Origin of the sequence: Flaviflexus sp. (genome assembly GCF_041440645.1) — a bacterium.
Classification (GTDB): domain Bacteria; phylum Actinomycetota; class Actinomycetes; order Actinomycetales; family Actinomycetaceae; genus Flaviflexus.
Map to the genome: position 1 here is coordinate 1 of NZ_JASDVN010000063.1, position 20,484 is coordinate 20,484.

The window sequence follows — 20,484 nt, forward strand, 5'->3', positions numbered from 1 at the left end:
GTTTCATGCCACGACGCGCAAAACGCCCGCTACACACTCAATTATGAAGAGCCATCAATCTCGTTATGGCCTCGGAGCCTGTGACGTCAGCACTGGTGAATCTAGAGATCCATGAGCTTGTCGAGTCCGAAGGTGAGTCCGGGGTGGTTCTTGACCTCGCGGACTGCGAGGAGAACACCGGGCCAGAATGACTCACGGTCGAAGGAGTCGGTGCGGATGGTGAGCTGCTCACCAGCATTACCGAACACGATCTCTTCGTGCGCGGTCAAGCCCTTGAGTCGTACCGCGTGCACGTGGACACCATCGATGTTGGCTCCGCGAGCGCCATCGGGATCCGTTTCGGTTGCGTCCGGCATGGCGCCCAGGCCTGCCTCGCGGCGTGCTTCGGCAATGTGCTTGGCGGTGGTGAGTGCCGTGCCCGAGGGAGCATCCACCTTGTTCGGGTGGTGGAGTTCGATAACCTCTGCGGAGTCGAAGTAGCGTGCCGCCTTCTGCGCGAAGGTCATGGCGAGTACTGCGGAGAGCGCATAGTTCGGGGCGATGACTGCTCCGAGCTCTGGCTTGGTCGCAAGCTCTTCCTCGACCTGGGCGAGTGCCTCGTCCGTCCATCCCGTCGTGCCCACGACCGGGTTCACTCCAGCATCGATGATCGCGAGAACGTTCGCAAGGCTCGCGTATGGCTTCGTGAACTCGATGGCAACCTCAGCCCCGTTTAAGGTCTCGGCCGTGATGTCGTCACCAACATCCAGCTGGGCGACGAGCTCAAGGTCGTCGGTTGCCGTCACTCCAGCCGCCATGGCTTGTCCCATGCGGCCCTTTGCTCCAATGATTGCTACCTTCATACCCATCACTGTACCGGTCCAACCGTGACCCGGGCTCTGTCGTTTCGCGTCAGGCGTTCGAGTACCTCTTCGATGTCGGATCTGGAGACCGCCCGCTGCTTGCGGAGTGCCTCATCGAGGGAGACGAGCTTGCCGGTCGAGAGCTCGGCCAGTCCGAGGCGTAGCATGCGCTGCTGAGCGGCTTCAGCATCGAACACGGCACCCGCACGTAGTCTCCGGTAGGCGGATTCAACCTCCGCTTCCTTCACGGTCCCCACCATCCCATCGAGAGTCTCATTCATGAGTGCCGCAACCGTGTCGGTGTTCTTCGGTGCCGTCGGTGCCGCCATGGCAACCAGCCCACCGGTCTCGTAGGAGGAGGCGAACGAGTAGGCGGAATATGCGAGGCCGCGCTTCTCGCGGACCTCCTGGAAAAGCCTGGAAGAAGACCCGGTGCCGAGGATCGTCAGTGCCGCAAGGAGGGCTGGTCTCGCGGGATCGGAGTTGACCATGCCCGGCATGCCGATCACGACAACGGACTGCTCGGAGCGTTGCGCAATGACCTGATCGCTCAGGTTGTACGTCAGGGGTGTCTCGATCCTGCGGGGAACGAACTCACCATCTCCTAGGTCCCAGCCGTACTTCCGTAGTGCCGCAAGAACTGTCTCAACGAATTCGTAGTGATCGACGGCTCCGGCCGCGGTCACAACGAGCTCACCGGGACGGTAGTGGTCACGGTAGTGTTCCAGCAGTGCCCCGTGCTCGAGAGCGTTGACGGACAGTGGTGTGCCACCGACCGGACGGGACAGCGGGTGCTGACCGAACACCGATGCCGGAAGGGCTTCGTGGGCGACCTCGCTCGGATCGTCCGCATACATGGCGAGTTCATCGAGAATGACGTCTCGCTCCGTCACCATGTCCTTTTCGTCGAGGCGTGCAGATGTGACCATGTCTGCGAGCAGGTCGACCGCACGCGACAGATCATCCTGGAACACGCGTCCGTGGTAGCAGGTGAACTGCTTCGCCGTCATGCCATTGAAGTCGCCACCGAGGTAGTCCTGTTCCTCCGCGATGTCGATGGCGGAACGCGTGCGGGTGCCCTTGAACAGAAGGTGCTCAAGGAAGTGGGTCGATCCCTCGTGCCCGGGTGCCTCGTCCCGCGATCCCGCACCGATCCACATGCCAAGAGCAACCGATCGCTGGGTCGGGATGTTCTCCGTCATGAAGCGGATGCCATGACGGATGGTCCGCCGGAGCTTTGCTCCGTGATCCTCAACGTCCAGTTCCTGGGAGTTGAGTTGAATTTCTGTGTATGTCATCTTCGCTAACGTGTTGAAGCTTGTATGGGTGTTTGAAGCTTGTATGGGTGTCGACGTCCATGGGTCAACAGCGCCACCCTTGACTGCCTGTCCGGGGCCGTAACCGTACTGCATCCGGGTAGCAGTGTGGGCCGGCCACGAATGGCCGGCCCAGTACTACTCGTTAAGAGTTCCCAGCGTGAACCGAATCAGCGTGAGAATTCTTGAGATGTCGAGAATTAGTCCTCGTCGTTCTTGCGAGTGCGGCGACGCTGACGGTTGCGGGGCTTGCGCTCCGCCTGCTCCTCAGAGCCCTCGTTCGCATCGTTCTCGCTGCCGTTCGACTCAGCATCGTCGACGTTCTCGTCCTGGTTTTCTTCGCCCTCGACGACAGCGTGGAGCGACAGCTTGCCGCGCTGATCGATCTCTGCGAGCTCAACCTGAACCTTGTCACCCACGTTGAGGACGTCTTCGACGTTCTCAACGCGCTTGCCGCCAACCATGCGACGGATCTGGGTGATGTGGAGGAGGCCGTCCTTGCCGGGGGTGAGGGAAACGAAGGCGCCGAAGGAGGTGGTCTTGACGACCGTACCTACGAAGCGTTCGCCCACCTCGGGCATGGTCGGGTTGGCGATCGCGTTGATGGCCTGGCGGGCCGCCTCAGCGGCTGAGCCGGTGGTTGCACCAACGAAGACCGAACCGTCGTCCTCGATCGAGATGTCAGCGCCAGTATCCTCCTGGATCTGGTTGATCATCTTGCCCTTGGGACCGATGACCTCGCCGATCTTGTCAACGGGGATCTTGATGGTGATGATGCGGGGAGCGGTCTCGTTCATCTCGTCCGGAACCGAAATGGCATCGTCCAGGATGTCGAGGATGGCGAGGCGAGCATCGCGTGCCTGACCGAGGGCCGCTGCGAGCACCTGAGCCGGGATGCCGTCAAGCTTCGTGTCGAGCTGGATGGCGGTCACGAACTCGCGGGTACCTGCGACCTTGAAGTCCATGTCGCCCAGGGCGTCCTCAGCACCGAGGATGTCGGTGAGAGCAACGTAGCGCTGCTGACCGTCGATCTCTTCGGACATGAGGCCCATGGCGATGCCGGCAACGGATGCACGCAGGGGCACACCGGCGTTCAGCAGGGACAGGGTCGATGCGCAGACGGAGCCCATCGAGGTGGAACCGTTGGAGCCGAGAGCCTCGGACACCTGACGGATCGCGTACGGGAACTCCTCGCGCGAGGGCAGAACCGGAACGAGGGCGCGCTCGGCGAGCATGCCGTGGCCGATCTCGCGACGCTTCGGGGAGCCAACGCGGCCGGTCTCACCGGTCGAGTAGGGCGGGAAGTTGTAGTGGTGCATGTAGCGCTTGGCATTCTCCGGGGAGAGGTTGTCGAGCTGCTGCTCCATCTTCAGCATGTTGAGGGTCGTGACACCAAGGATCTGGGTCTCGCCACGCTGGAACAGTGCGGAGCCGTGCACGCGGGGCAGAACGTTCGTCTCCGCGGTGATCGAACGGATCTCGGCGGGCTGACGGCCGTCCATGCGTACGCCGTCGGTGAGGACGCGGTGACGCATCTGCTTCTTGAAGACCGAGTTCACGGCGGCAGCAAGCTCACCCTCGCCCTCCGGGTAGTCCTTCGACAGCTCAGCAACCACGTGGGTGGTGAGCTCGTTCAGAGCATCGTCGCGCTCTGCCTTGCCAACGATCTCGAGGATCGGGCTCAGGCGATCACCGATCTGCTTCTCAACACGCTCGAACTGCTCGTCCGAGTAGGGCAGGAACAGCGGGTAGTCCTGGGTTTCCTTACCGGCCTCGTCAACGAGCTCCTGCTGCGCCTCGCAGAGAACGCGGATGAAGGTCTTGGCGGCCTCGAGGCCCTCGGCAACGGTTTCCTCGCTCGGAGCCTGAGCACCATCGGCAATCAGATCCCATGCGTACTCGCCGGCCTCGGCCTCAACCATCATGACGGCAACATCGTCACCGACGATGCGACCGGCAACCACCATGGTGAAGGTGGCGCGGGGCAGGTCGGAGAAGCGCGGGAATGCAACCCACTGGCCGTCGATCAGGGCGATGCGCACTCCTCCGATCGGGCCCGAAAAGGGCAGACCGGACAGGGTGGTGGACATGGAGGCTGCGTTGATGGCGAGAACGTCGTACGCATCGTCGGGGTGCACGGCCATGACAGTCGCAACAACCTGGACCTCGTTACGCAGGCCCTTGACGAATGCGGGGCGGAGCGGGCGGTCAATCAGGCGGCATGCCAAGATGGCGTCGGTGCCGGGGCGTCCTTCGCGGCGGAAGAACGATCCGGGGATGCGGCCAGCGGCGTAGGAGCGCTCCTCAACGTCAACGGTCAGCGGGAAGAAATCGAAGTGATCCTTCGGTGCCTTCGAGACGGCGGTGGCGGACAGGATGGCGGTCTCACCATCGAGGTAGGCCATGGCAGAGCCTGCGGCCTGGCGGGCAAGAAGCCCGGTTTCGAAACGAATCGTGCGGGTGCCGAACGCACCATTGTCAATAATTGCTTCTGAGTATTTAACGTCGGGACCTTCCATGGTTCCTCTTTCTTCATGGGGCCGGTAACGGTCATCGATTGTCAGCCACGGACCTGAGTTCCGTAGTCCACAACCGAAGACCAGTCGCCTGATTCCCCGGTATTTCTTCTTTTTTCTTCTTTGAGTGTGCTGTGCCTAGACAGCGGTTGGCCCGGACCAGTTGGTCCGGGCCGGTAAACTTATCGACGCAAGCCGAGACGAGCGATCAGAGCGCGGTAGCGCTCAATATCTTCGTCAGCCAGGTACTTGAGGAGGCGCTTGCGCTGACCGATCAGCAGCATGAGACCACGACGTGAGTGGTGATCGTGCTTGTGCGAACGGAAGTGCTCCGTCAGGTCGTTGATGCGTTGCGAGAGAAGCGCAACCTGCACCTCGGGCGAACCAGTGTCACCCTCGTGGGTGGCATATTCCTTGATGATCTGCTGCTTCTTTTCAGCTGAGAGAGCCATTGATTCTCCATCTTTCTTATCCGTTGCACAGAGCTCCGGGGCCTATTCTCCCGGGCATGACGCGTCCGTGGCCGATCTAACGGCTTAGCTAGCTTAGCACGTTGCCACATCGGGCTCCCTGCGGGATTCGGTGACCTTCACTACGAAGCCACTCCCCCACGACCCCGCCAATCAGGACAAATGCCGTCTGGGATTGTGTCCTGGCGGACTTCGGCATGTCCGCTCTAGTCGATATCAGCGGATTCGAGTTCGTCGGAGCCCGCCGTGACCTCGCTGGGATCGACGCGGCCGCTGACGGGCACTCCGAGAGCGAGAGCGGTCTGACGCAAATCCTCGTCCATGCGTTCCAACAGTTCCTCAACGGAATTGAACGAGACCATGGGACGCAGGTACGAGACAAGATCGATCGCAACCTTCTCACCGTACAGGTCCAGATCCGCCCTCCCCAGGACGTGTGCTTCCACGGTACGCCCCTCGCCGTTGAACTGTGGATTCGTGCCAATCGAAATCGCGGCGGGCAGGTTCTCGACCGCCTTCGTTCCCGGGACGGTACGTACCAGCCACCCGGCATACACCCCATCCTTCGGCACAACACCGGCGGAGGATGCTTGGAGGTTAGCTGTTGGGAAGCCGAGTTCGCGGCCGCGCTTGTGCCCGTGTACCACTTCCCCACGCAATCGGTGCAGGCGTCCCAAAACCTTCGTTGCGGCCCTAACGTCTCCGCGGTCGAGAATTTCCCTGAGCCAGGTTGACGACCAGCGGCGTCCCGAATCATCCCTCAGATCCCGCACCACGGTCGCGACGAAGCCCAGTTCGTCAGCCAGATCGGAGAGCGTTTCGACATCACCCTCGTTACCCCAGCCGAAGCGAGCATCCTCCCCCACAACCACTGCGCGGGCCTTCAATTGCCCAAGGAGCTGGTCGACCACAAACTCCCGTGCCGTCGCGGTGGAGTAGTCCAGGGTGTAGTGCTGAAGGTAGGTGACATCCACATCGAGGGCCTCGAGTCTTCTCAACCTGTCATCGACAGAAATAACAAGTGGGACCGTCAACCCCGGATTGTGAACGGTGGCCGGGTGGGGATTGAAGGTGAGAACAATGCAGGGCAGTTCCCTCTCGCGGGCTTGCCGGACCGCTTCGGTGATGACGGCACGATGTCCCTTGTGGACTCCATCAAACACGCCAATAGTGACAACGGAACCCGAAAGGTCAGCGGGAATATCGCTGGGCTGTCGCCAAATCTGCATTATCGGCCAGACCGTAGGCCAAGCTGCTGGCGGCCCTCGGACCGGTCCACAATGTTCGGGTCAACGGTTCGTCTGTGATCGCCGCATCCGCAACCGCCACCCTGGTGGGAATGACCGTGGCCGCCACCGTGGGCGTGACCGTGACCTCCACAGCCACATCCGCTGGATGCTACCGATACTTCGCGCTTTCCACATGCACAGGTTTGACTCATGGCCACAGTCTACGTCGATCCACCCACCGAGGCGGAACCGTATGCGCTTGGAGAAACAGGGACGTAGGTGACGCACGGCAAAATTCTGCAACACTGTCAACATCGGCCCGCAGTACTAGCATTCCACTGGCCGTTCGACTGGCCATCCGGTAATCCGGTCCCTCGTACGTCATCCGGTCCGTGCTTCCGCAGGACTTGCGGGCCCTTGTTTTGCTTCTTCCAACGACCGCCATCTCTCCCTATACGATATCCAACGAAAACACCTGCCTGTGTCTGTTTTCTCCTTTTCTCGGTTGATCAGCTTGGGATTTGGCAAGCTTGTTCTATGGATACCGAGATTCTGTTGGAATGGCTGTTTATTACCCCGGAAGGTGCGCTGGCGACAATTATCGCCACGACCGTCATGTACCTTCTTGTCATTCTCATGTCACGAATACTTGGTGCTCGAGTGCTCACGGGCTTAACGAGCTTCGACATGCTGGCGGGAATCATCTTCGGCGCCATTATCGGACGTGCCACCCTGGGTCCGGGCCCCACCCTCACAACCGGCATCATCGCTTTCCTGACACTTGTTGCTCTACAGGGAACGATCGGACAGATCGCCCACACGAAGCGTGGCGAGTACTGGGTAAACAACCAGCCGATTTTGCTGTATGCCGGATCGAAGCCCCTCGAGGATGTGCTTCGGAAGACCCGAATCAGTCGTGACGAACTCCAGTCAAAGCTCCGCCTGGCGGGCATCCAATCCAACGATCAGATCTCGGCGATCATCCTCGAACCGACCGGCGCAATCTCAATCCTGACCTCGGACCGGCTCATCGATCACGGCCTTGTCGACGACGTGATCGGCAAGGAAAAGATCCCGCGCGACCTGATCCGCTGGACCAAAGAAGCTAACGCCATCTAGTGACAGACGTTAGTTGGGCGCTAGAGGTCACGACCAAATACTTCGCCGGAATAACCGCTCCACCGAGAACTCACTTGTCGCCGAAGATAACCGATCCTACGTGAGGAAAGCCGTTAGCCGGGCAACATCCTTCGCGGTGGCGGTGAGGTTTTCGGCAGTGTGCGCTATCGCTTCCGAAAGGGAACCGGGGCGCCGAGCTATGGGGAACACGGCGGTAACACCCTCGGCGTAGACGTCGTCGATCCCCTCGCCAATGGATCCTGCAAGGACCACGACGGGGAGGACGGGTCCGCGATGCTTGACTGCCCAGCGGGATACTCCTACCGGCACCTTTCCCGACAGGGACTGGCCGTCGATCTGGCCTTCGCCCGTGATGATGAGGTCCGCGTCCTTGATGATGTCGGTAAAGCATACGGCTTCGAGGAGGGTATCAATTCCGGGCCGGAGCTCGGCGCCGGTGAAAGCAAGAAGGCCTCCACCAAGTCCCCCGGCGGCACCCGCTCCGGGGACCTGGGCGATATCGATATCGAGATCGCGTTTGATGATATCGGCCACGTGGATAAGCCCGGAATCCAGCTCTTTCACCGTGTCGGGATCGGCTCCCTTTTGGGGACCGAAGACATAGGCGGCACCGTTGGGGCCGGCAAGAGGATTGTCGATGTCGCACATGACGGTGACGGAGATACCGGAGAGAATCTCTTCCGCGCCGGTGGCATCGATACGGGCCACGTCTGTGAGCGTGGCGCCGACGGGAACAAACTCCTCATCCGACCCGTTATAGAACCGGACGCCGAGAGCGGCAGCCGCCCCGCATCCCAAATCTGTGGTGGCGCTCCCACCGGCTCCGACAATGACGTTCTTGGAGCCACCTTTGATTGCGTGAGCAATGAGTTCACCCACTCCGTAGGTCGTTGTCGTGCCAGCGCTCTTTCTACCTTCGGCAAGCGGAAGGCCGGCGCACGCCGCCATCTCCACCACCGCGGTTGCAGTATCATCAGCCGAATCGAGGATTCCGTAGGTGGCATTGATCGATTCCCCGGGAAAGACACCGCACACTTGCGCGGTGATGCTGCGGCCGGTGCCGGCTGCCAGCATGGCATCAACGGTGCCCTCTCCCCCATCGGCTACCGGGATTTGCGTGATAACAGCATCGGGGAGGACCTGGCGGAGGCCTTCGGTGATCGCCGCACAGGCTTCCGAGGAGGTCACGGCTCCTTTGAACGAGTCGGGAATGACGACGATGTTCTTCACGAGCATGTTCTTTCTCGATGTGCAGGTAGGCGGGGCCGGGTGTCAGCTTGTGGCTGTCGATGGCCCCGCCCACCCGCAGTAACTCTTTTTTGGGCTACTAGTTTGGCATCGGTCACTAGATGATGAACAGTCCCAGGATCCAGATGAAGATAATCGACGTCACACCCATGAGACCCGTCACCATAGTCTGGGTGCGGTAACCCTGCTGGGGCGTCATACCACCGAACTGGATGACCACCCAGAAGTAGGAGTCGTTCGCATGCGACACCGTCATCGCACCCGCCGCGATCGCCATAACCGCCAGCGTGATCTGGAGCGGAGTTTCCAATCCCAGGGTGGGCAGGAGCGGAGCAACAATACCCGCGGTGGTCACGAGTGCAACCGTGGAGGAACCTTGCGCGGTCTTGAGAATAGCGGAGATGAGGAACGGGAAGAAAAGGCCAACCGAGGCAAAGCTCGTCGCATTGTCCTCGATGTAGACAACGACGTCGGTGGAGGAAATGACCTTGCCGAGCACACCACCGGCGGCGGTGATGAAGAGAATCGGGCCGACCGTGCGGAGCGTTTCATCCGTGATGACGTACATCTGGTTGCCCTTACCGACAGTCGCGATAGTGATGGCAGCGAAGATCACGCCGACCGCGAGTGCGATGACGGGGGTGCCGAAGAATCCGACAATGTCACCTAGGAATCCGTCCCACTTGAGAACCGAGCCGATCGAGCCGAGTGCGAGGAGAAGAATTGGGACAACGATTGGGGCAAAGGATGCACCGATTGAGGGGAGTTTGCCGTAGGTGGTTCGGAGCTCCTCGTACGCGACCTCGAGAATGGCCTCGTCCTCGATGATCTCGTCTTCCGTCGACCTGATGTGCTTACCGATGTAGAGGGCGAAGAAGTAGGACACGATGAGAGCCGGGATCGAGACAAGAAGGCCGATACCCATGACCAGCAGCAGGTTGTTGCCAACGCCCAAGTTGTTCGCGGCAGCGATCGGGCCCGGGGTGGGAGGAATGAACACATGAGCCGTGTACAGACCCGCCGAGAGTGCCACGGTCATGGCCACCGATGAAGTTGCGGTCCTGCGTGCGAGTGCCCGCCTTATCGGGTTGAGGATCACGAATCCGGAATCACAGAAGACGGGAATGGAGACGACCCAGCCCATGAGCTGCGTGGCAAGGACGGGGCGTTTCTTTCCGATCACGCGCACGATCGCGTCAGCGATCTGGAAGGCGGCACCGGTCTTCTCCAGAACGAGGCCGATAAGGGCACCGAGGATGATGACGATGCCGATCGAGGTAAACGTTCCCGAGAAGCCTTGCCCGATGACGGTGGCGATGCCCTGCTCCACCACTTCCCCATCGACCTTCCGGTCAACGAGGGGAATGCCGCCGATGAGCCCGAATGTGAGGGCGACAAGCATGATGGAAATGAAGGGGTGAACCTTCCAGATGGAGATCATGGCGATCATGATGATGATCTCCGCAACAAGAACGAGGATCAAAGGTATTCCGGTCATGTCAGCTCCTTTGCTTGAGACCTTCAGGGAATATACAGACAAACCATAGGAGCATCCCGTTCATATTGTCGACGTTCCCCAGACCTGAATTTCTTAATTACTATGTGCTCCAGACCATAAGCGGCTATGGTTATTGGTCAGTGGGCTTGAGTATCTTCCACAACGGGGCGTAGAACGGGTTGTGCAGGGCCGAATAGTCATAACAGGGCGCTACTGGGGATGGGACATTATGCAGATTTCATTGGAGAACGCGCAGCGGATCGTCACCGAGATCAGCGACGTGTTGGGTGAGGACGTCAACCTCATGGATCAGTCCGCGATCATCATTGCGAGCACCGACCCCAATCGCGTTGGCAATCATCACCTCGGCGCAGAGCGCATTGTTGTCGAGGAGCTCGACCGGCTCATTATCCGCCCCACTGACAAGATCCCAGGCGTGCGTCCGGGACTGAACTTACCGATCTGGGTGGAGGGAAGAATCGCGGGAGTACTCGGAATTACGGGAAACCCAGCAACATTCACGACTCCCGCCCATGTGTTGCAGAAGATGACGGAGATTCTTCTACGCGAGACGCTGTCAAGAGAAAGGGCGCAGCGCCACGGCCGTTCCTATACGCGGTTCCTCCAAGCGTGGCTCCGAGACGCACGGGAGGTGACAAGGGAGCTGGTCACCGAAGGCGGTGACTTCGATATTGACGTCCGATCGCACTACATCGTTGCCACCGCTCAGGTTCTCCACCGCTCCCCCATGGGTGCCCACACGATGATCGCCACCCGGCAGGCGGAGGTTGATCGGATCAGCGAACTGGCCACGGAGAGGGCACGCCGCCTTGGTGCCACCACCGCCCTCCTCGATTCCCGCATCGTCATGCTCTTCCCCTGCACAGATGACACTACGAATCAACAATCCGGCTCGACGCACGAGCACGAAACCAATGAAAGTTTTGATTCCGACGGGTTCCTCACTGCGATCGTTGAGGGTCTCGAGAACACGGCGGAACATGTGCGGAGCACATCACCGATGCGCCTTGTTGTCGGTATCTCGAGCGGCGACGCTCCGGCTCCCGAAGCCATGTCCCAGGCCGAGCGAGCATTAAGTTACGGCACAAGGTCCGCTGTGGATGTGCACCGTTACGATCAGCTCACCCTCGAGATTCTCCTTGCTTCAATCCCAGAACGCGAACGCCTGTCTTTTATTTCCCGTGTCTTTGGCGGAATTCCAGCGGAGTCACGCGACGATACTCTCCGTTCCTTGCAAGCCTATTTCGATACGAACGGCGCTCTCTCTCACGCGGCACAACTCCTATTCATTCACAAGAACACGCTCACCGGCAGGCTCAACAAGCTAACCGAGCTGACGGGCCTTGATCCGCGCCGGACCTCCGATGCATCGATTCTGTGGCTCGCCCTCCACTTGACTCAGGATTCCACCGGTGAGCCACAACCGCTGGCCTAGTGCAGTGGATTCGCGACTGGGCTCAGCTTTCCTCCAAGAACGAGACAGTCCACCGAGTATTCCAGTCACCATCAAACTCAGACGGACCTCAGTAGGTTCGGTTTGGTTCAGACTTGAAAAACGGTTGCGGGACCGACCTGGTCGCCGCGCCGGGTTCCGATGGCAACGAGACGATCATCGCGGATCAACGCAAGCGGGAACGAGTCGGCTTCGACCGTGATGAACTGCCCGTATCTCGCCGCTTGCTCCTGTTCCGCGGAGATTTCGACATGGGGCATGGAGCGCTTCGCGGCCTCCGCCATCCCCACCACCTCAATCGCGCCCTGTTCGGCTTGAGCACTGAGTTCTTTGATCGTGGATGCTTCCTGGAGGGTGAAGCCACCAACTCTCGTACGACGAAGTTGAGTGATGTGGCCTTCGCTGCCGAGTAGCTGGCCAGTTTGCCGGGCGAGGGCACGGACGTAAGTACCGGTCGAGCAGGTGACTTCGATATCGAAGTCAGCGAGGTTATCGTGTCGGCTAACCGGGCCCGTCCGCTCGAGCCGGTCGATGGTGACGGGGACCGCCTTGAGCTCAACCATTTCTCCCGCCCGAGCGAGGTTGTAGGCGCGCTTCCCGTCGATTTTCTTGGCGGAGTACGCGGACGGCACCTGGTGGATTGTGCCGTTGAGAGCCCGCAGTGCGGCATCGATTTCTTCATCGGTCGCGGCAATACCGGGCGTGGAGAGAATTTGGCCGTCAGCATCCTCCGTGTCAGTTTCCTGACCGAGACGGAATCTGGACTCGTAGTCCTTATCGGCTCCCGACAGGTATGTGAGGAGCTTCGTGCCGGCACCAATGCCAAGAACAAGAACACCCGTTGCGGCAGGGTCGAGGGTGCCGGCGTGGCCGACCTTGCGGGTGGCAGCGAGACGGCGAACCGCCGCCACCACATCGTGAGAGGTGGCAGCGGCGGGCTTATTGACGACGAGGATGCCGGACGGGGCCGGCTGAGCTCCCCGAGGAACGTCAATCATTCGCTGTCTTCAGCGTCGTTCGGCTTCTTGTACGGGTCGGCGTCACCGGCGGGGGCGGCGCCTTCGCGCTGCCGTGCCAGCTCAGCATCCCGCACACGAGCGGCAATGAGAGCATCCTCGATGCTTTGTGCCGTCACGGGAAGTGCGTCAGCAACGAATTCGATTGTTGGGGTGAGACGCAGGCTCAGCTGCTTGCCCACCTCGGAACGGATCATGCCCTTGGCGGACTCAAGAGCCGAACCTGACGAACGCAGGTCCGCCTCGTTACCGAGGACGGTGTAGAAGATAGTCGCGTTCTGCAGATCTCCGGTTACGCGCACATCAGTCACGGTCACCATGCCCAGGCGCGGGTCCTTGAGCTTGCGATCGATCATGACGGCCACGATCTCGTGGATCCGGTCGGCTACCTTGCGGGCGCGAGGGTTCTCAGCCATGGTTTTCCTGATTCCCAGGGGTGGGCCCCGAGGGGCCCACCTGCCTGTGCAATAGTCGCGAGATTAGTCGCGGGGCTTTTCCTGCATCTCGAACGTCTCGATGATGTCGCCAACCGCGATGTCCTTGTGGCCGAGGGTGATACCACACTCGAAGCCTTCACGGACCTCGGTGACGTCATCCTTCTCGCGACGGAGAGAGACGATCTCGAGATTCGGGGTGATGACAACACCATCGCGGACCAGGCGGGCGTTGGTGCCGCGCTTGATCGTGCCGGAGGTAACCATGGAGCCGGCGATGTTGCCAAACTTGCCGGAACGGAAGATCTGACGGATCTCCGCGGTACCGAGCTGGACCTCTTCGTAGATGGGCTTGAGCATACCCTTGAGGGCAGATTCGACATCGTCGATGGCGTCGTAGATGACGGAGTAGAACTTCATCTCCACACCCTCGGAATCCGCGTAGTCTGCCACGCGTTCCGCGGGGCGCACGTTGAATCCGATGATGACGGCCGAGTCGACCGTTGCGAGGTTGACGTCGTTCTGGGTGATCGCACCAACACCACGGTGAATGATGTTGAGCGCCACTTCATCCGACACTTCCAGTTCGAGCAGCGAGGACTCGAGAGCCTCGACAGTACCGGAGGAGTCACCCTTGATGATGAGGTTGAGGGTCTCGACCTGGCCGGCCTTGAGTGCCTCGTTGAAGTCCTCAAGCGAGATGCGCTTGCGGCGCTTCGCGAGAGTTGCTGCACGCTTGGCTGCCTCACGCTTGTCGGCGATCTGGCGAGCCTGACGCGAATCGTCAGCAACGAGGAAGCCGTCGCCTGCGCTCGGAACTGACGTAAGGCCAAGAACCTGGACGGGAGCCGACGGGCCTGCCTCATCCACGTTGTTGCCCTTGTCGTCGAACATGGCTCGGACGGTACCGTGTGCGGAACCTGCAACGAGGGCGTCGCCGACGCGCAGGGTACCGGACTGGACGAGGGCCGTGATGACGGAACCGCGACCGGTGTCGAGCTTCGCCTCGATGGCGACGCCGCGAGCGGGCTTATTCGGGTTGGCGGTGAGCTCGAGGGCGGCGTCCGCGGTCAGCAGGACAGCCTCGAGTAGTTCCTCAATGTGCAGCCCCTGCTTAGCAGAGACGTCAACGAACATGGTATCGCCGCCGTACTCTTCGGCAACGAGACCGTACTCGGTGAGCTGTCCACGAACCTTGTCCGGGGAAGCACCCTCGACGTCGATCTTGTTCACGGCGACCACGATCGGCACGCCAGCAGCCTGTGCGTGGTTGAGTGCCTCAATGGTCTGCGGCATGACGCCGTCGTTAGCGGCGACAACGAGGATCGCGATGTCGGTGACCTCGGCACCACGGGCACGCATCTGCGTGAACGCCTCGTGGCCCGGGGTATCGATGAACGTGATAGCGCGCTCTTCACCGTCGTGCTCAACGGACACCTGGTAGGCACCGATGCGCTGGGTGATGCCGCCGGCCTCGCCGGCCGCGACCTCTTCCTGACGGATGGCGTCAAGAAGGCGGGTCTTACCGTGGTCGACGTGACCCATGACGGTGACAACCGGGGGACGCGGGAGCAGATCAGCATCGTCCTCGTCGGCCTCTTCGGCCTCAAGATCAATGTTGAAGGACTCGAGAATCTCACGATCCTCGTCCTCTGCAGACAGGATCTGGATGTCGTAACCCAGTTCGGCACCCAGCAGCTTGAACGTCTCTTCGTCCAGCGACTGGTTGGCCGTGACCATCTCACCCATGGTGATCATGACTGTCACGAGTGCTGCGGGATCGACCTGAATCTTCTCGGCAAAGTCCGCAAGGGACGCGCCGGAACGGACACGGATGACGGTGGAGCCATCGCCGCGGGGGACGCGGACACCACCCACCATCGGCGAATGCTGCTGCTCGTACTCTTGACGCTTCGCACGCTTCGACTTCCGCCCCTTACCGGGACGACCGCCACCGCGACCGAATGCGCCAGCGGTACCGCCGCGCTGAGGACGACCGCCCTTGTTAGGACCGCCTGCACCGGGAGCACCCGCGGGTGCGCCACCGGGGGCTCCGCCACGGTTAGGACCGGGACGACCGCCGCGACCACCGCGACCGCCACCCTTGGTGTTGTTCGCGAGTGCGGACTGGCCGGGCATCATGGCCGGCGAGGGGCGCGGGCCGCCACGGCCAGCGTTGCCACCACCGGGACGGGGTGCGCCGCCCTGAGTCTTGTTGCCAGATCCGCCACCGGGGCGAGGCATGCCCTGGTTGGAAGCAAACGGGTTGTTGCCGGGGCGGGGACCGCCCTTGCCACCACCGGGGCGAGGCATGCCCTGGTTCGATGCAAACGGGTTGTTGCCGGGGCGGGGACCGCCCTTGCCACCACCGGTATTGCCGCCGCGCTGACCGCGCTGAGCGTTCGCCTTCGGTCCCGGCTTCGGGGCCGCGGGGCGGGGTCCGGGCTTGGCCGAAGCGGCCGGTGCCGGGGTAGCAGCAGGAGCCTGCGGAGCGGATGCCTGCTGGGCTGGCTTCGCGGGCCCGGGCTTAGCTGCGCGGGCCTTGGGAGCCTCGGCGGTAGCGGGCTTCGCTACGGGAGCGTCCTGCTGAGACGTTTCTTGCTTGGGTGCAGCCGGCTTCGGCGTTGCCTTCGGGCCGGGCTTGGGTGCCTGCGTGTCGGCAGGCTTCGCGTCGGTTTGTGCCGGCTTGGGACCAGGCTTCGGAGCCTGGGTGGACTGCTTCGGAGCAGCCGGGGCGGAAGTCGTGTCCGACTTCTTGCCATAGTGATTGCGAGCCTTCATCTCAACGGGAGGCTCAAGCGTCGATGACGCAGATTTTACAAACTCACCGGCATCGGCCAGGTACGAGAGCAGTTCCTTGCTCTGGATACCAAGCTCTTTGGCGAGTTGGTAGACGCGGACTTTTGCCACATTTCTCCTTCGTGTGGGGTCCGCGCATGTTGCGACAGACCCGTTATTGCTGGCAGCTCATCGCTGGGTACTCATCGGGCGCCCATCGGCTCTCTACCCGCTTTCTTCGTCGCTTCGTGTTCTTCGGCTCCGGTTGAGCCATGATCAAACCAGTCTGTCACCGCGGTCGTGTCGGTCGCCTGTAGGCGAGCGTACGACCGTGTCTTCAGCATCTTGTTTAGGCAGTCGCGGCGACGATGTAGCCACGCACCTCGTCCCGGGAGATTCTTCTCGACGTCAACAACAAGCTTGTCTTGCTGCGCCACGAGTCGGATGAGGACGGATCGTGGTTCGCGTTGCCGGCATGCAATGCACATGCGTTGAGGAATATGTGTCAACACTCGTCCATCCAGTTAGCGACGCAAACCGTCTAACATTCTATCAATTCCAGCCCACAAACCAACCAGTTTGCGTGCATGGTGTGTGAGATCTCAGTTATCGGAAACGGTTTTCACCGACGTCAGGGTTAGTTTTCACCGTTATCGGAGTCGGTTTCCACCGGAGAATCGTCGATATCCCCGTCGTAATCTTCGTCGTCCTCGGCATCTTCAAGAGCGGCCTCCTCGGCTGCCCTGCGGGCCGCCGCGGCTTCAGCCTCGGCGCGAGCAGCGAGGATCTCGGACTCCTTGCGGATGTCGATGGACCATCCGGTCAGCTTCGCAGCGAGGCGCACGTTCTGTGCTTCCTTGCCGATCGCGAGCGATGCCTGATCGTCGGGAACGACGGCGCGAGCCTGACGGTTGTCCATGGACAGGATGTCGACGTGGCTGACCTTCGCGGGCGACAGGGAGGCCGCAATAAAGCGTGCGGGATCGTCGTCGTAGTCGACGATGTCGATCTTCTCGCCGTTCAGCTCCTCCATGACGGCCCGGACGCGCTGTCCGTTGTGGCCGATGCAGGCGCCCTTCGCGTTGAGGGACTCATCCGCGCTCCACACGGCAAGCTTGGTGCGGTGGCCGGCCTCGCGAGCAAGGGCAACGATCTCAACGTCGCCACCCTCGATCTCGGGAACCTCAGCCTCAAAGAGGCGTCGCACGAGTTCCGGGTGCGAACGGGAAAGGCGCACGGTAGCGCCGCGGTGGCCAACGGACACGTCAACGACGTAGGCGCGGAGGCGGTCGCCGTGACGGAAGCGTTCGGTGTGGACCTGCTCGTCCTTTCGGAGGATGGCCTCGTGCTCACCAACGTTGACGTAGATGTCATCGGGGTTGGAGCGGGGCGGTGCCGCCTGGACAACGCCGGACACGACGGAGCCCTGCTTGCCCTTGAAGGAACCGAGAACGCGATCTGCTTCGGCGTCGCGCAGGCGCTGAGCGATGATCGAACGCGCCGTGGAGGTCGCGATGCGACCAAAGTCGTTGGGGGTGTCGTCGAACTCGCCGACCTGGTTGCCATCGTCGTCCAACTCGACAGCCCACACGGTAGCCTTGCCGGAGTTGCGGTCCAGCTCGACACGAGCCTGATCAATTGCTCCCGGTACACGATGGTAAGCGTGCAGGAGCGCGTCTTCGATTGCACCGACGAGAACGTCAACGCTGATTCCGAGCTCTGCTTCGACGATTCGCAGTTCGCTCATCTGAATATCCACGGATGCTCCTAGAGTTCGACTTCCATGCGGGCATTGGTAACGTCCGAGATTGCAATCTCGGACGTGTGTCCACCACTACTGATGGTCAGTGTATCGCCTTCGACAGATTCCACATGGCCCGTAACTTCGCCTGCGGCCGTGTTCAACACAACTTTTCTGCCCTCAGCGCGGCGGAAGTGGCGCGGGGTGGTCAGCTTCCGGGTAGCACCGGGGGTCGAGACCTCAAGAACGTACTGCCCCTTCGGCGCCTCGGGTGATTCGTCAAGGAAGGCCGAGACTTCCCGGGTGACGTCAACCAACTGATCGGAGTCGACCCCGCCGGGACCGTCTGGGAGATCCACTGTGACCCGTAGGAGCGTGCGCTTACCCGCGGGCTTGAGTTCTACTTCTTCCAGGTACAGGCCAACCTGCTCCACCACGGGAGCAAGCACCTCATGGAGGTCTTTGACGTCATTCATATCTTACAGGTTACCTGGCACACCTCACGAGAGCACACCCTGGCACACACATATTCGACACAATCCGCTTCGGCTCACTGTGGCAAGATTGAGCCATGACCAATCGAGAAGGGCTCAGCAAACCAGCATTCGCGCTAGCCGTAGCCATTGGCATCGCCATCTTTGTTCTCGCCATGGTCGTATTCGGCACGAGACTGGATTCCGGTCCCGAGGAGCCACCGGCCGCGAGCGCGGACGAGGTGGCACGCCAAGACGCTGCGATCGCCTACGAGCACGTGGCGGAGGTGGCAGGCTCTCAGGGTAACGAGGAGCTCGCCACGATGGCGTCCGAGCACCTGGAGGCCGTTGGTGGCATCTGGCTTCCCTGGCCCGACGGCGCCCCCGAGGGAGCAACCAATCCCCCGATCCCTGCGGTCTCGAGCGCGGACCTGACCGACCTTCTCGCCACCTCCATTGAGGCAACGCGCGTTGCTCTCGAGGAGGGCGATCCGGCGGACGCAGCTCTCTACGCCTCCATCCTCATCCGCCAGCAGGTTGCCTACGAGGCCCTCGTTGCGCAGGCAACAGGGACGGACCCGGCAGCGGGAGAGGACCAGAGCACGGAAGGTGACTCGGCCTCGGAGGACGTTGCGAGCAACGAGGACGTGGCCGACCCAGAGGGTGAGGCTGAAACGACCGAGGAACAGGCCGCGGATGGTGATGCGGACACGGCAGCGCCGAACGAGGGACTGACCGTTGAGCCCCTGACCTCCAAGCAGGTCGCCGATCTCGCGTCCAGTTCGACTCTCGTGGAGCTGGATCGCGCCCGCCAGTGGCTGGAGACCGCCGCCCCTCATCTCGACTCCCCCGAGCGTATCACGACCCGCATCGCCCTACTCAACGACTACACGAGCGAGATCCTGGATTCCGGTATGGCCGACACGAGGGAGCCCTTCGCTGCGCTTCCCGAGTGGTTCCTTGCAGATCCCAGCCCGGAGACTGCGACGAGGCTCGAGTCCGAGGCGTACAACCTCGTGGCGTTGGAACTCTTTACCTACATTCCCACCTCGACCATGGCGGTGAACCCCCAGGTGGTTGCCACCATCCTCGAGTTCCTCACCGAGGGCCAGCGGGCCGAGATCGAGGATTTCCCCTACCTCACGGTGACGCCTCCGGTCTCTGATTCCGACTCCACGGAGTCCGGATCACCCGAACCCACCACGCCCTCATCTGGCGCTCCGGAGTCGGAGCCGAACGACGGCTCTAGTGGCGGCTAAACTCCACTCATTTTCTTACCCTGGCCCCACCAGGAACGCGATTGCAACCGATAGGGTTGAGATGGGTCCGAGTTTGCTGAGTATCGGATGTCGTCGACGAGGGAGCAGTGACGTGGTCAAGAGTGTCATTTTGGATTGCGATCCGGGACATGACGATGCGATGGCGATTCTGCTCGCCGCCGGGCATCCGGACGTTCACGTCAGGGCCATCACCACAGTTGGCGGGAATCAGACCCTCGAGAAGGTCACTCGCAACGCCCTGGGTCTAGCCACTCTCGCTGGCCTCAATGTTCCCATTGCTGCCGGTCACGAAGCACCACTTGATCGTCCCCTCGTGACCTCTCCCGAGATCCACGGCGAATCCGGTCTTGATGGTGTCACTCTTCCGAAACCCACCATGGATCTTGACCCGAGACACGGCGTCAATCTCATCATCGACACGATCATGGAGTCCGAGCCGGGCACTATCTCGCTCGTGCCGCTGGGGCCACTGACGAACATTGGGGCCGCCGTACAGAAGGAACCCGAGATCGTGTCCCGGGTAGCGGAAGTGAGTCTCATGGGTGGCGGCATGAGTGTCGGAAATGCGACCGCGGCCGCAGAGTTCAACATCCTGACCGATCCCGAGGCCACCAGCATCGTGTTCTCGGCCCCGTGGAAGGTCACGATGGTGGGGCTCGATGTCACCCACTATGCTCAGGCGACACCGGAGGTCCTCGATCGCATCCGAGCCATCAACTCCCCCATCTCCCACTTCGTTAATGACCTCATGGCGTTCTTCATTCAGTCGAATTTGGCAGAGCAGAACTTTGCCGCTCCCCCGATCCACGACCCCGTGGCCCTCGCCAACATCATCGATCCCACGATCTTGAAAACAGAACGTCTCCCCATCGTGGTCGAGACGCAGGGCGAGTACACCACCGGCATGACTCTCGTTGATCGCAGGCCTTGGATCACCTCCCTCACAACCACCCACGTTGCCACCGAGATCGATGTCGAAAGGTTCTGGGATCTCGTCATTGGTGCGATTGCGAATCTCTAGAAGCGGCA

Annotated in this window: 17 protein-coding genes; 4 read left to right on the plus strand and 13 right to left on the minus strand. The window is 61.2% G+C overall.

Annotation, left to right across the window (positions count from 1 at the left end):
• Positions 1 to 101: 101 nt before the first annotated feature.
• The 5 genes from dapB to QMB98_RS09320 all read right to left on the minus strand — a co-directional run bounded on the left by dapB (position 102) and on the right by QMB98_RS09320 (position 6,373).
• Positions 102 to 848 carry a 4-hydroxy-tetrahydrodipicolinate reductase gene (gene dapB, locus QMB98_RS09300; protein WP_371685463.1) on the minus strand — a complete coding sequence of 249 codons (747 nt, stop codon included), beginning with the start codon at positions 846 to 848 and terminating at the stop codon, positions 102 to 104.
• Complete coding sequence (locus QMB98_RS09305) at positions 848 to 2,140, minus strand: M16 family metallopeptidase (protein WP_371685464.1); 1,293 nt, start codon at positions 2,138 to 2,140, stop codon at positions 848 to 850. The genes dapB and QMB98_RS09305 overlap by 1 nt, the downstream gene beginning before the upstream one ends.
• 218 nt (positions 2,141 to 2,358) lie before the next feature.
• Entirely contained in the window at positions 2,359 to 4,677 is a 2,319-nt protein-coding gene (locus tag QMB98_RS09310; RefSeq protein ID WP_371685465.1) for a polyribonucleotide nucleotidyltransferase, read from the minus strand.
• Between the two features lie 179 nt (positions 4,678 to 4,856).
• On the minus strand, positions 4,857 to 5,126 hold the full coding sequence (gene rpsO / locus QMB98_RS09315) for a 30S ribosomal protein S15 (RefSeq protein WP_126702986.1): 270 nt from the start codon (positions 5,124 to 5,126) through the stop codon (positions 4,857 to 4,859).
• Between the two features lie 224 nt (positions 5,127 to 5,350).
• Positions 5,351 to 6,373, minus strand: coding sequence for a bifunctional riboflavin kinase/FAD synthetase (locus QMB98_RS09320; RefSeq protein WP_371685466.1), 1,023 nt, complete (start codon positions 6,371 to 6,373; stop codon positions 5,351 to 5,353).
• A gap of 537 nt (positions 6,374 to 6,910) precedes the next feature.
• On the opposite strand from QMB98_RS09320, the gene QMB98_RS09325 reads away from it, so the two are divergent.
• Complete coding sequence (locus QMB98_RS09325) at positions 6,911 to 7,492, plus strand: DUF421 domain-containing protein (RefSeq protein WP_371685467.1); 582 nt, start codon at positions 6,911 to 6,913, stop codon at positions 7,490 to 7,492.
• 96 nt (positions 7,493 to 7,588) lie between these two features.
• Here the strand turns inward: QMB98_RS09325 and QMB98_RS09330 are convergent, their stop codons facing one another.
• Together QMB98_RS09330 and QMB98_RS09335 are read right to left on the minus strand one after the other, a co-directional pair.
• Positions 7,589 to 8,749 (minus strand): glycerate kinase, encoded by a 1,161-nt coding sequence (locus QMB98_RS09330; protein WP_371685468.1) that lies wholly within the window; start codon positions 8,747 to 8,749, stop codon positions 7,589 to 7,591.
• A gap of 109 nt (positions 8,750 to 8,858) precedes the next feature.
• Positions 8,859 to 10,259 carry a GntP family permease gene (locus QMB98_RS09335; protein ID WP_371685469.1) on the minus strand — a complete coding sequence of 467 codons (1,401 nt, stop codon included), beginning with the start codon at positions 10,257 to 10,259 and terminating at the stop codon, positions 8,859 to 8,861.
• A 229-nt stretch (positions 10,260 to 10,488) separates the two neighbouring features.
• Between QMB98_RS09335 and QMB98_RS09340 the strand changes: the two genes are divergently transcribed.
• Complete coding sequence (locus QMB98_RS09340; RefSeq protein WP_371685470.1) at positions 10,489 to 11,715, plus strand: CdaR family transcriptional regulator; 1,227 nt, start codon at positions 10,489 to 10,491, stop codon at positions 11,713 to 11,715.
• A 107-nt stretch (positions 11,716 to 11,822) separates the two neighbouring features.
• Here the strand turns inward: QMB98_RS09340 and truB are convergent, their stop codons facing one another.
• From truB to rimP, 6 genes are all read right to left on the minus strand, one after another.
• Complete coding sequence (gene truB, locus QMB98_RS09345) at positions 11,823 to 12,731, minus strand: tRNA pseudouridine(55) synthase TruB (RefSeq protein WP_371685471.1); 909 nt, start codon at positions 12,729 to 12,731, stop codon at positions 11,823 to 11,825.
• Positions 12,728 to 13,165: a 30S ribosome-binding factor RbfA gene (gene rbfA / locus QMB98_RS09350; protein ID WP_371685472.1), complete on the minus strand. Its 438-nt coding sequence runs from the start codon at positions 13,163 to 13,165 to the stop codon at positions 12,728 to 12,730. Before rbfA ends, truB begins: the two co-directional genes overlap by 4 nt.
• Positions 13,166 to 13,228: 63 nt before the next feature.
• Positions 13,229 to 16,093 carry a translation initiation factor IF-2 gene (gene infB, locus QMB98_RS09355; RefSeq protein WP_371685473.1) on the minus strand — a complete coding sequence of 955 codons (2,865 nt, stop codon included), beginning with the start codon at positions 16,091 to 16,093 and terminating at the stop codon, positions 13,229 to 13,231.
• 71 nt (positions 16,094 to 16,164) lie between these two features.
• On the minus strand, positions 16,165 to 16,449 hold the full coding sequence (locus tag QMB98_RS09360) for a YlxR family protein (protein ID WP_371685474.1): 285 nt from the start codon (positions 16,447 to 16,449) through the stop codon (positions 16,165 to 16,167).
• A 149-nt stretch (positions 16,450 to 16,598) separates the two neighbouring features.
• Positions 16,599 to 17,720, minus strand: coding sequence for a transcription termination factor NusA (gene nusA, locus QMB98_RS09365; protein ID WP_371685476.1), 1,122 nt, complete (start codon positions 17,718 to 17,720; stop codon positions 16,599 to 16,601).
• 8 nt (positions 17,721 to 17,728) lie between these two features.
• A complete protein-coding gene (gene rimP / locus QMB98_RS09370; RefSeq protein WP_371685477.1) occupies positions 17,729 to 18,178 on the minus strand; it encodes a ribosome maturation factor RimP in 450 nt (149 codons plus the stop codon).
• Between the two features lie 95 nt (positions 18,179 to 18,273).
• Here rimP and QMB98_RS09375 point away from each other — a divergent pair, with 95 nt between their 5' ends.
• The gene (locus QMB98_RS09375) at positions 18,274 to 19,434 is read left to right on the plus strand and encodes a hypothetical protein (RefSeq protein ID WP_371685479.1); all 1,161 of its coding nucleotides are present in this window, start codon (positions 18,274 to 18,276) and stop codon (positions 19,432 to 19,434) included.
• A gap of 112 nt (positions 19,435 to 19,546) precedes the next feature.
• On the plus strand, positions 19,547 to 20,476 hold the full coding sequence (locus QMB98_RS09380) for a nucleoside hydrolase (RefSeq protein WP_371685480.1): 930 nt from the start codon (positions 19,547 to 19,549) through the stop codon (positions 20,474 to 20,476).
• Positions 20,477 to 20,484: the final 8 nt, after the last annotated feature.

What these genes read in the sequence shown, in the direction of transcription:
- QMB98_RS09305 (WP_371685464.1), bottom strand. Translation starts at nt 2,140, where the DNA reads ATGACATACACAGAAATTCAACTCAACTCCCAGGAACTGGACGTTGAG.
- QMB98_RS09325 (WP_371685467.1), top strand. Translation starts at nt 6,911, where the DNA reads ATGGATACCGAGATTCTGTTGGAATGGCTGTTTATTACCCCGGAAGGT.
- QMB98_RS09335 (WP_371685469.1), bottom strand. Translation starts at nt 10,259, where the DNA reads ATGACCGGAATACCTTTGATCCTCGTTCTTGTTGCGGAGATCATCATC.
- QMB98_RS09320 (WP_371685466.1), bottom strand. Translation starts at nt 6,373, where the DNA reads ATGCAGATTTGGCGACAGCCCAGCGATATTCCCGCTGACCTTTCGGGT.
- QMB98_RS09330 (WP_371685468.1), bottom strand. Translation starts at nt 8,749, where the DNA reads ATGCTCGTGAAGAACATCGTCGTCATTCCCGACTCGTTCAAAGGAGCC.
- dapB (WP_371685463.1), bottom strand. Translation starts at nt 848, where the DNA reads ATGGGTATGAAGGTAGCAATCATTGGAGCAAAGGGCCGCATGGGACAA.
- rpsO (WP_126702986.1), bottom strand. Translation starts at nt 5,126, where the DNA reads ATGGCTCTCTCAGCTGAAAAGAAGCAGCAGATCATCAAGGAATATGCC.
- QMB98_RS09310 (WP_371685465.1), bottom strand. Translation starts at nt 4,677, where the DNA reads ATGGAAGGTCCCGACGTTAAATACTCAGAAGCAATTATTGACAATGGT.
- rimP (WP_371685477.1), bottom strand. Translation starts at nt 18,178, where the DNA reads ATGAATGACGTCAAAGACCTCCATGAGGTGCTTGCTCCCGTGGTGGAG.
- QMB98_RS09375 (WP_371685479.1), top strand. Translation starts at nt 18,274, where the DNA reads ATGACCAATCGAGAAGGGCTCAGCAAACCAGCATTCGCGCTAGCCGTA.
- QMB98_RS09340 (WP_371685470.1), top strand. Translation starts at nt 10,489, where the DNA reads ATGCAGATTTCATTGGAGAACGCGCAGCGGATCGTCACCGAGATCAGC.
- QMB98_RS09360 (WP_371685474.1), bottom strand. Translation starts at nt 16,449, where the DNA reads ATGTGCATTGCATGCCGGCAACGCGAACCACGATCCGTCCTCATCCGA.
- truB (WP_371685471.1), bottom strand. Translation starts at nt 12,731, where the DNA reads ATGATTGACGTTCCTCGGGGAGCTCAGCCGGCCCCGTCCGGCATCCTC.
- rbfA (WP_371685472.1), bottom strand. Translation starts at nt 13,165, where the DNA reads ATGGCTGAGAACCCTCGCGCCCGCAAGGTAGCCGACCGGATCCACGAG.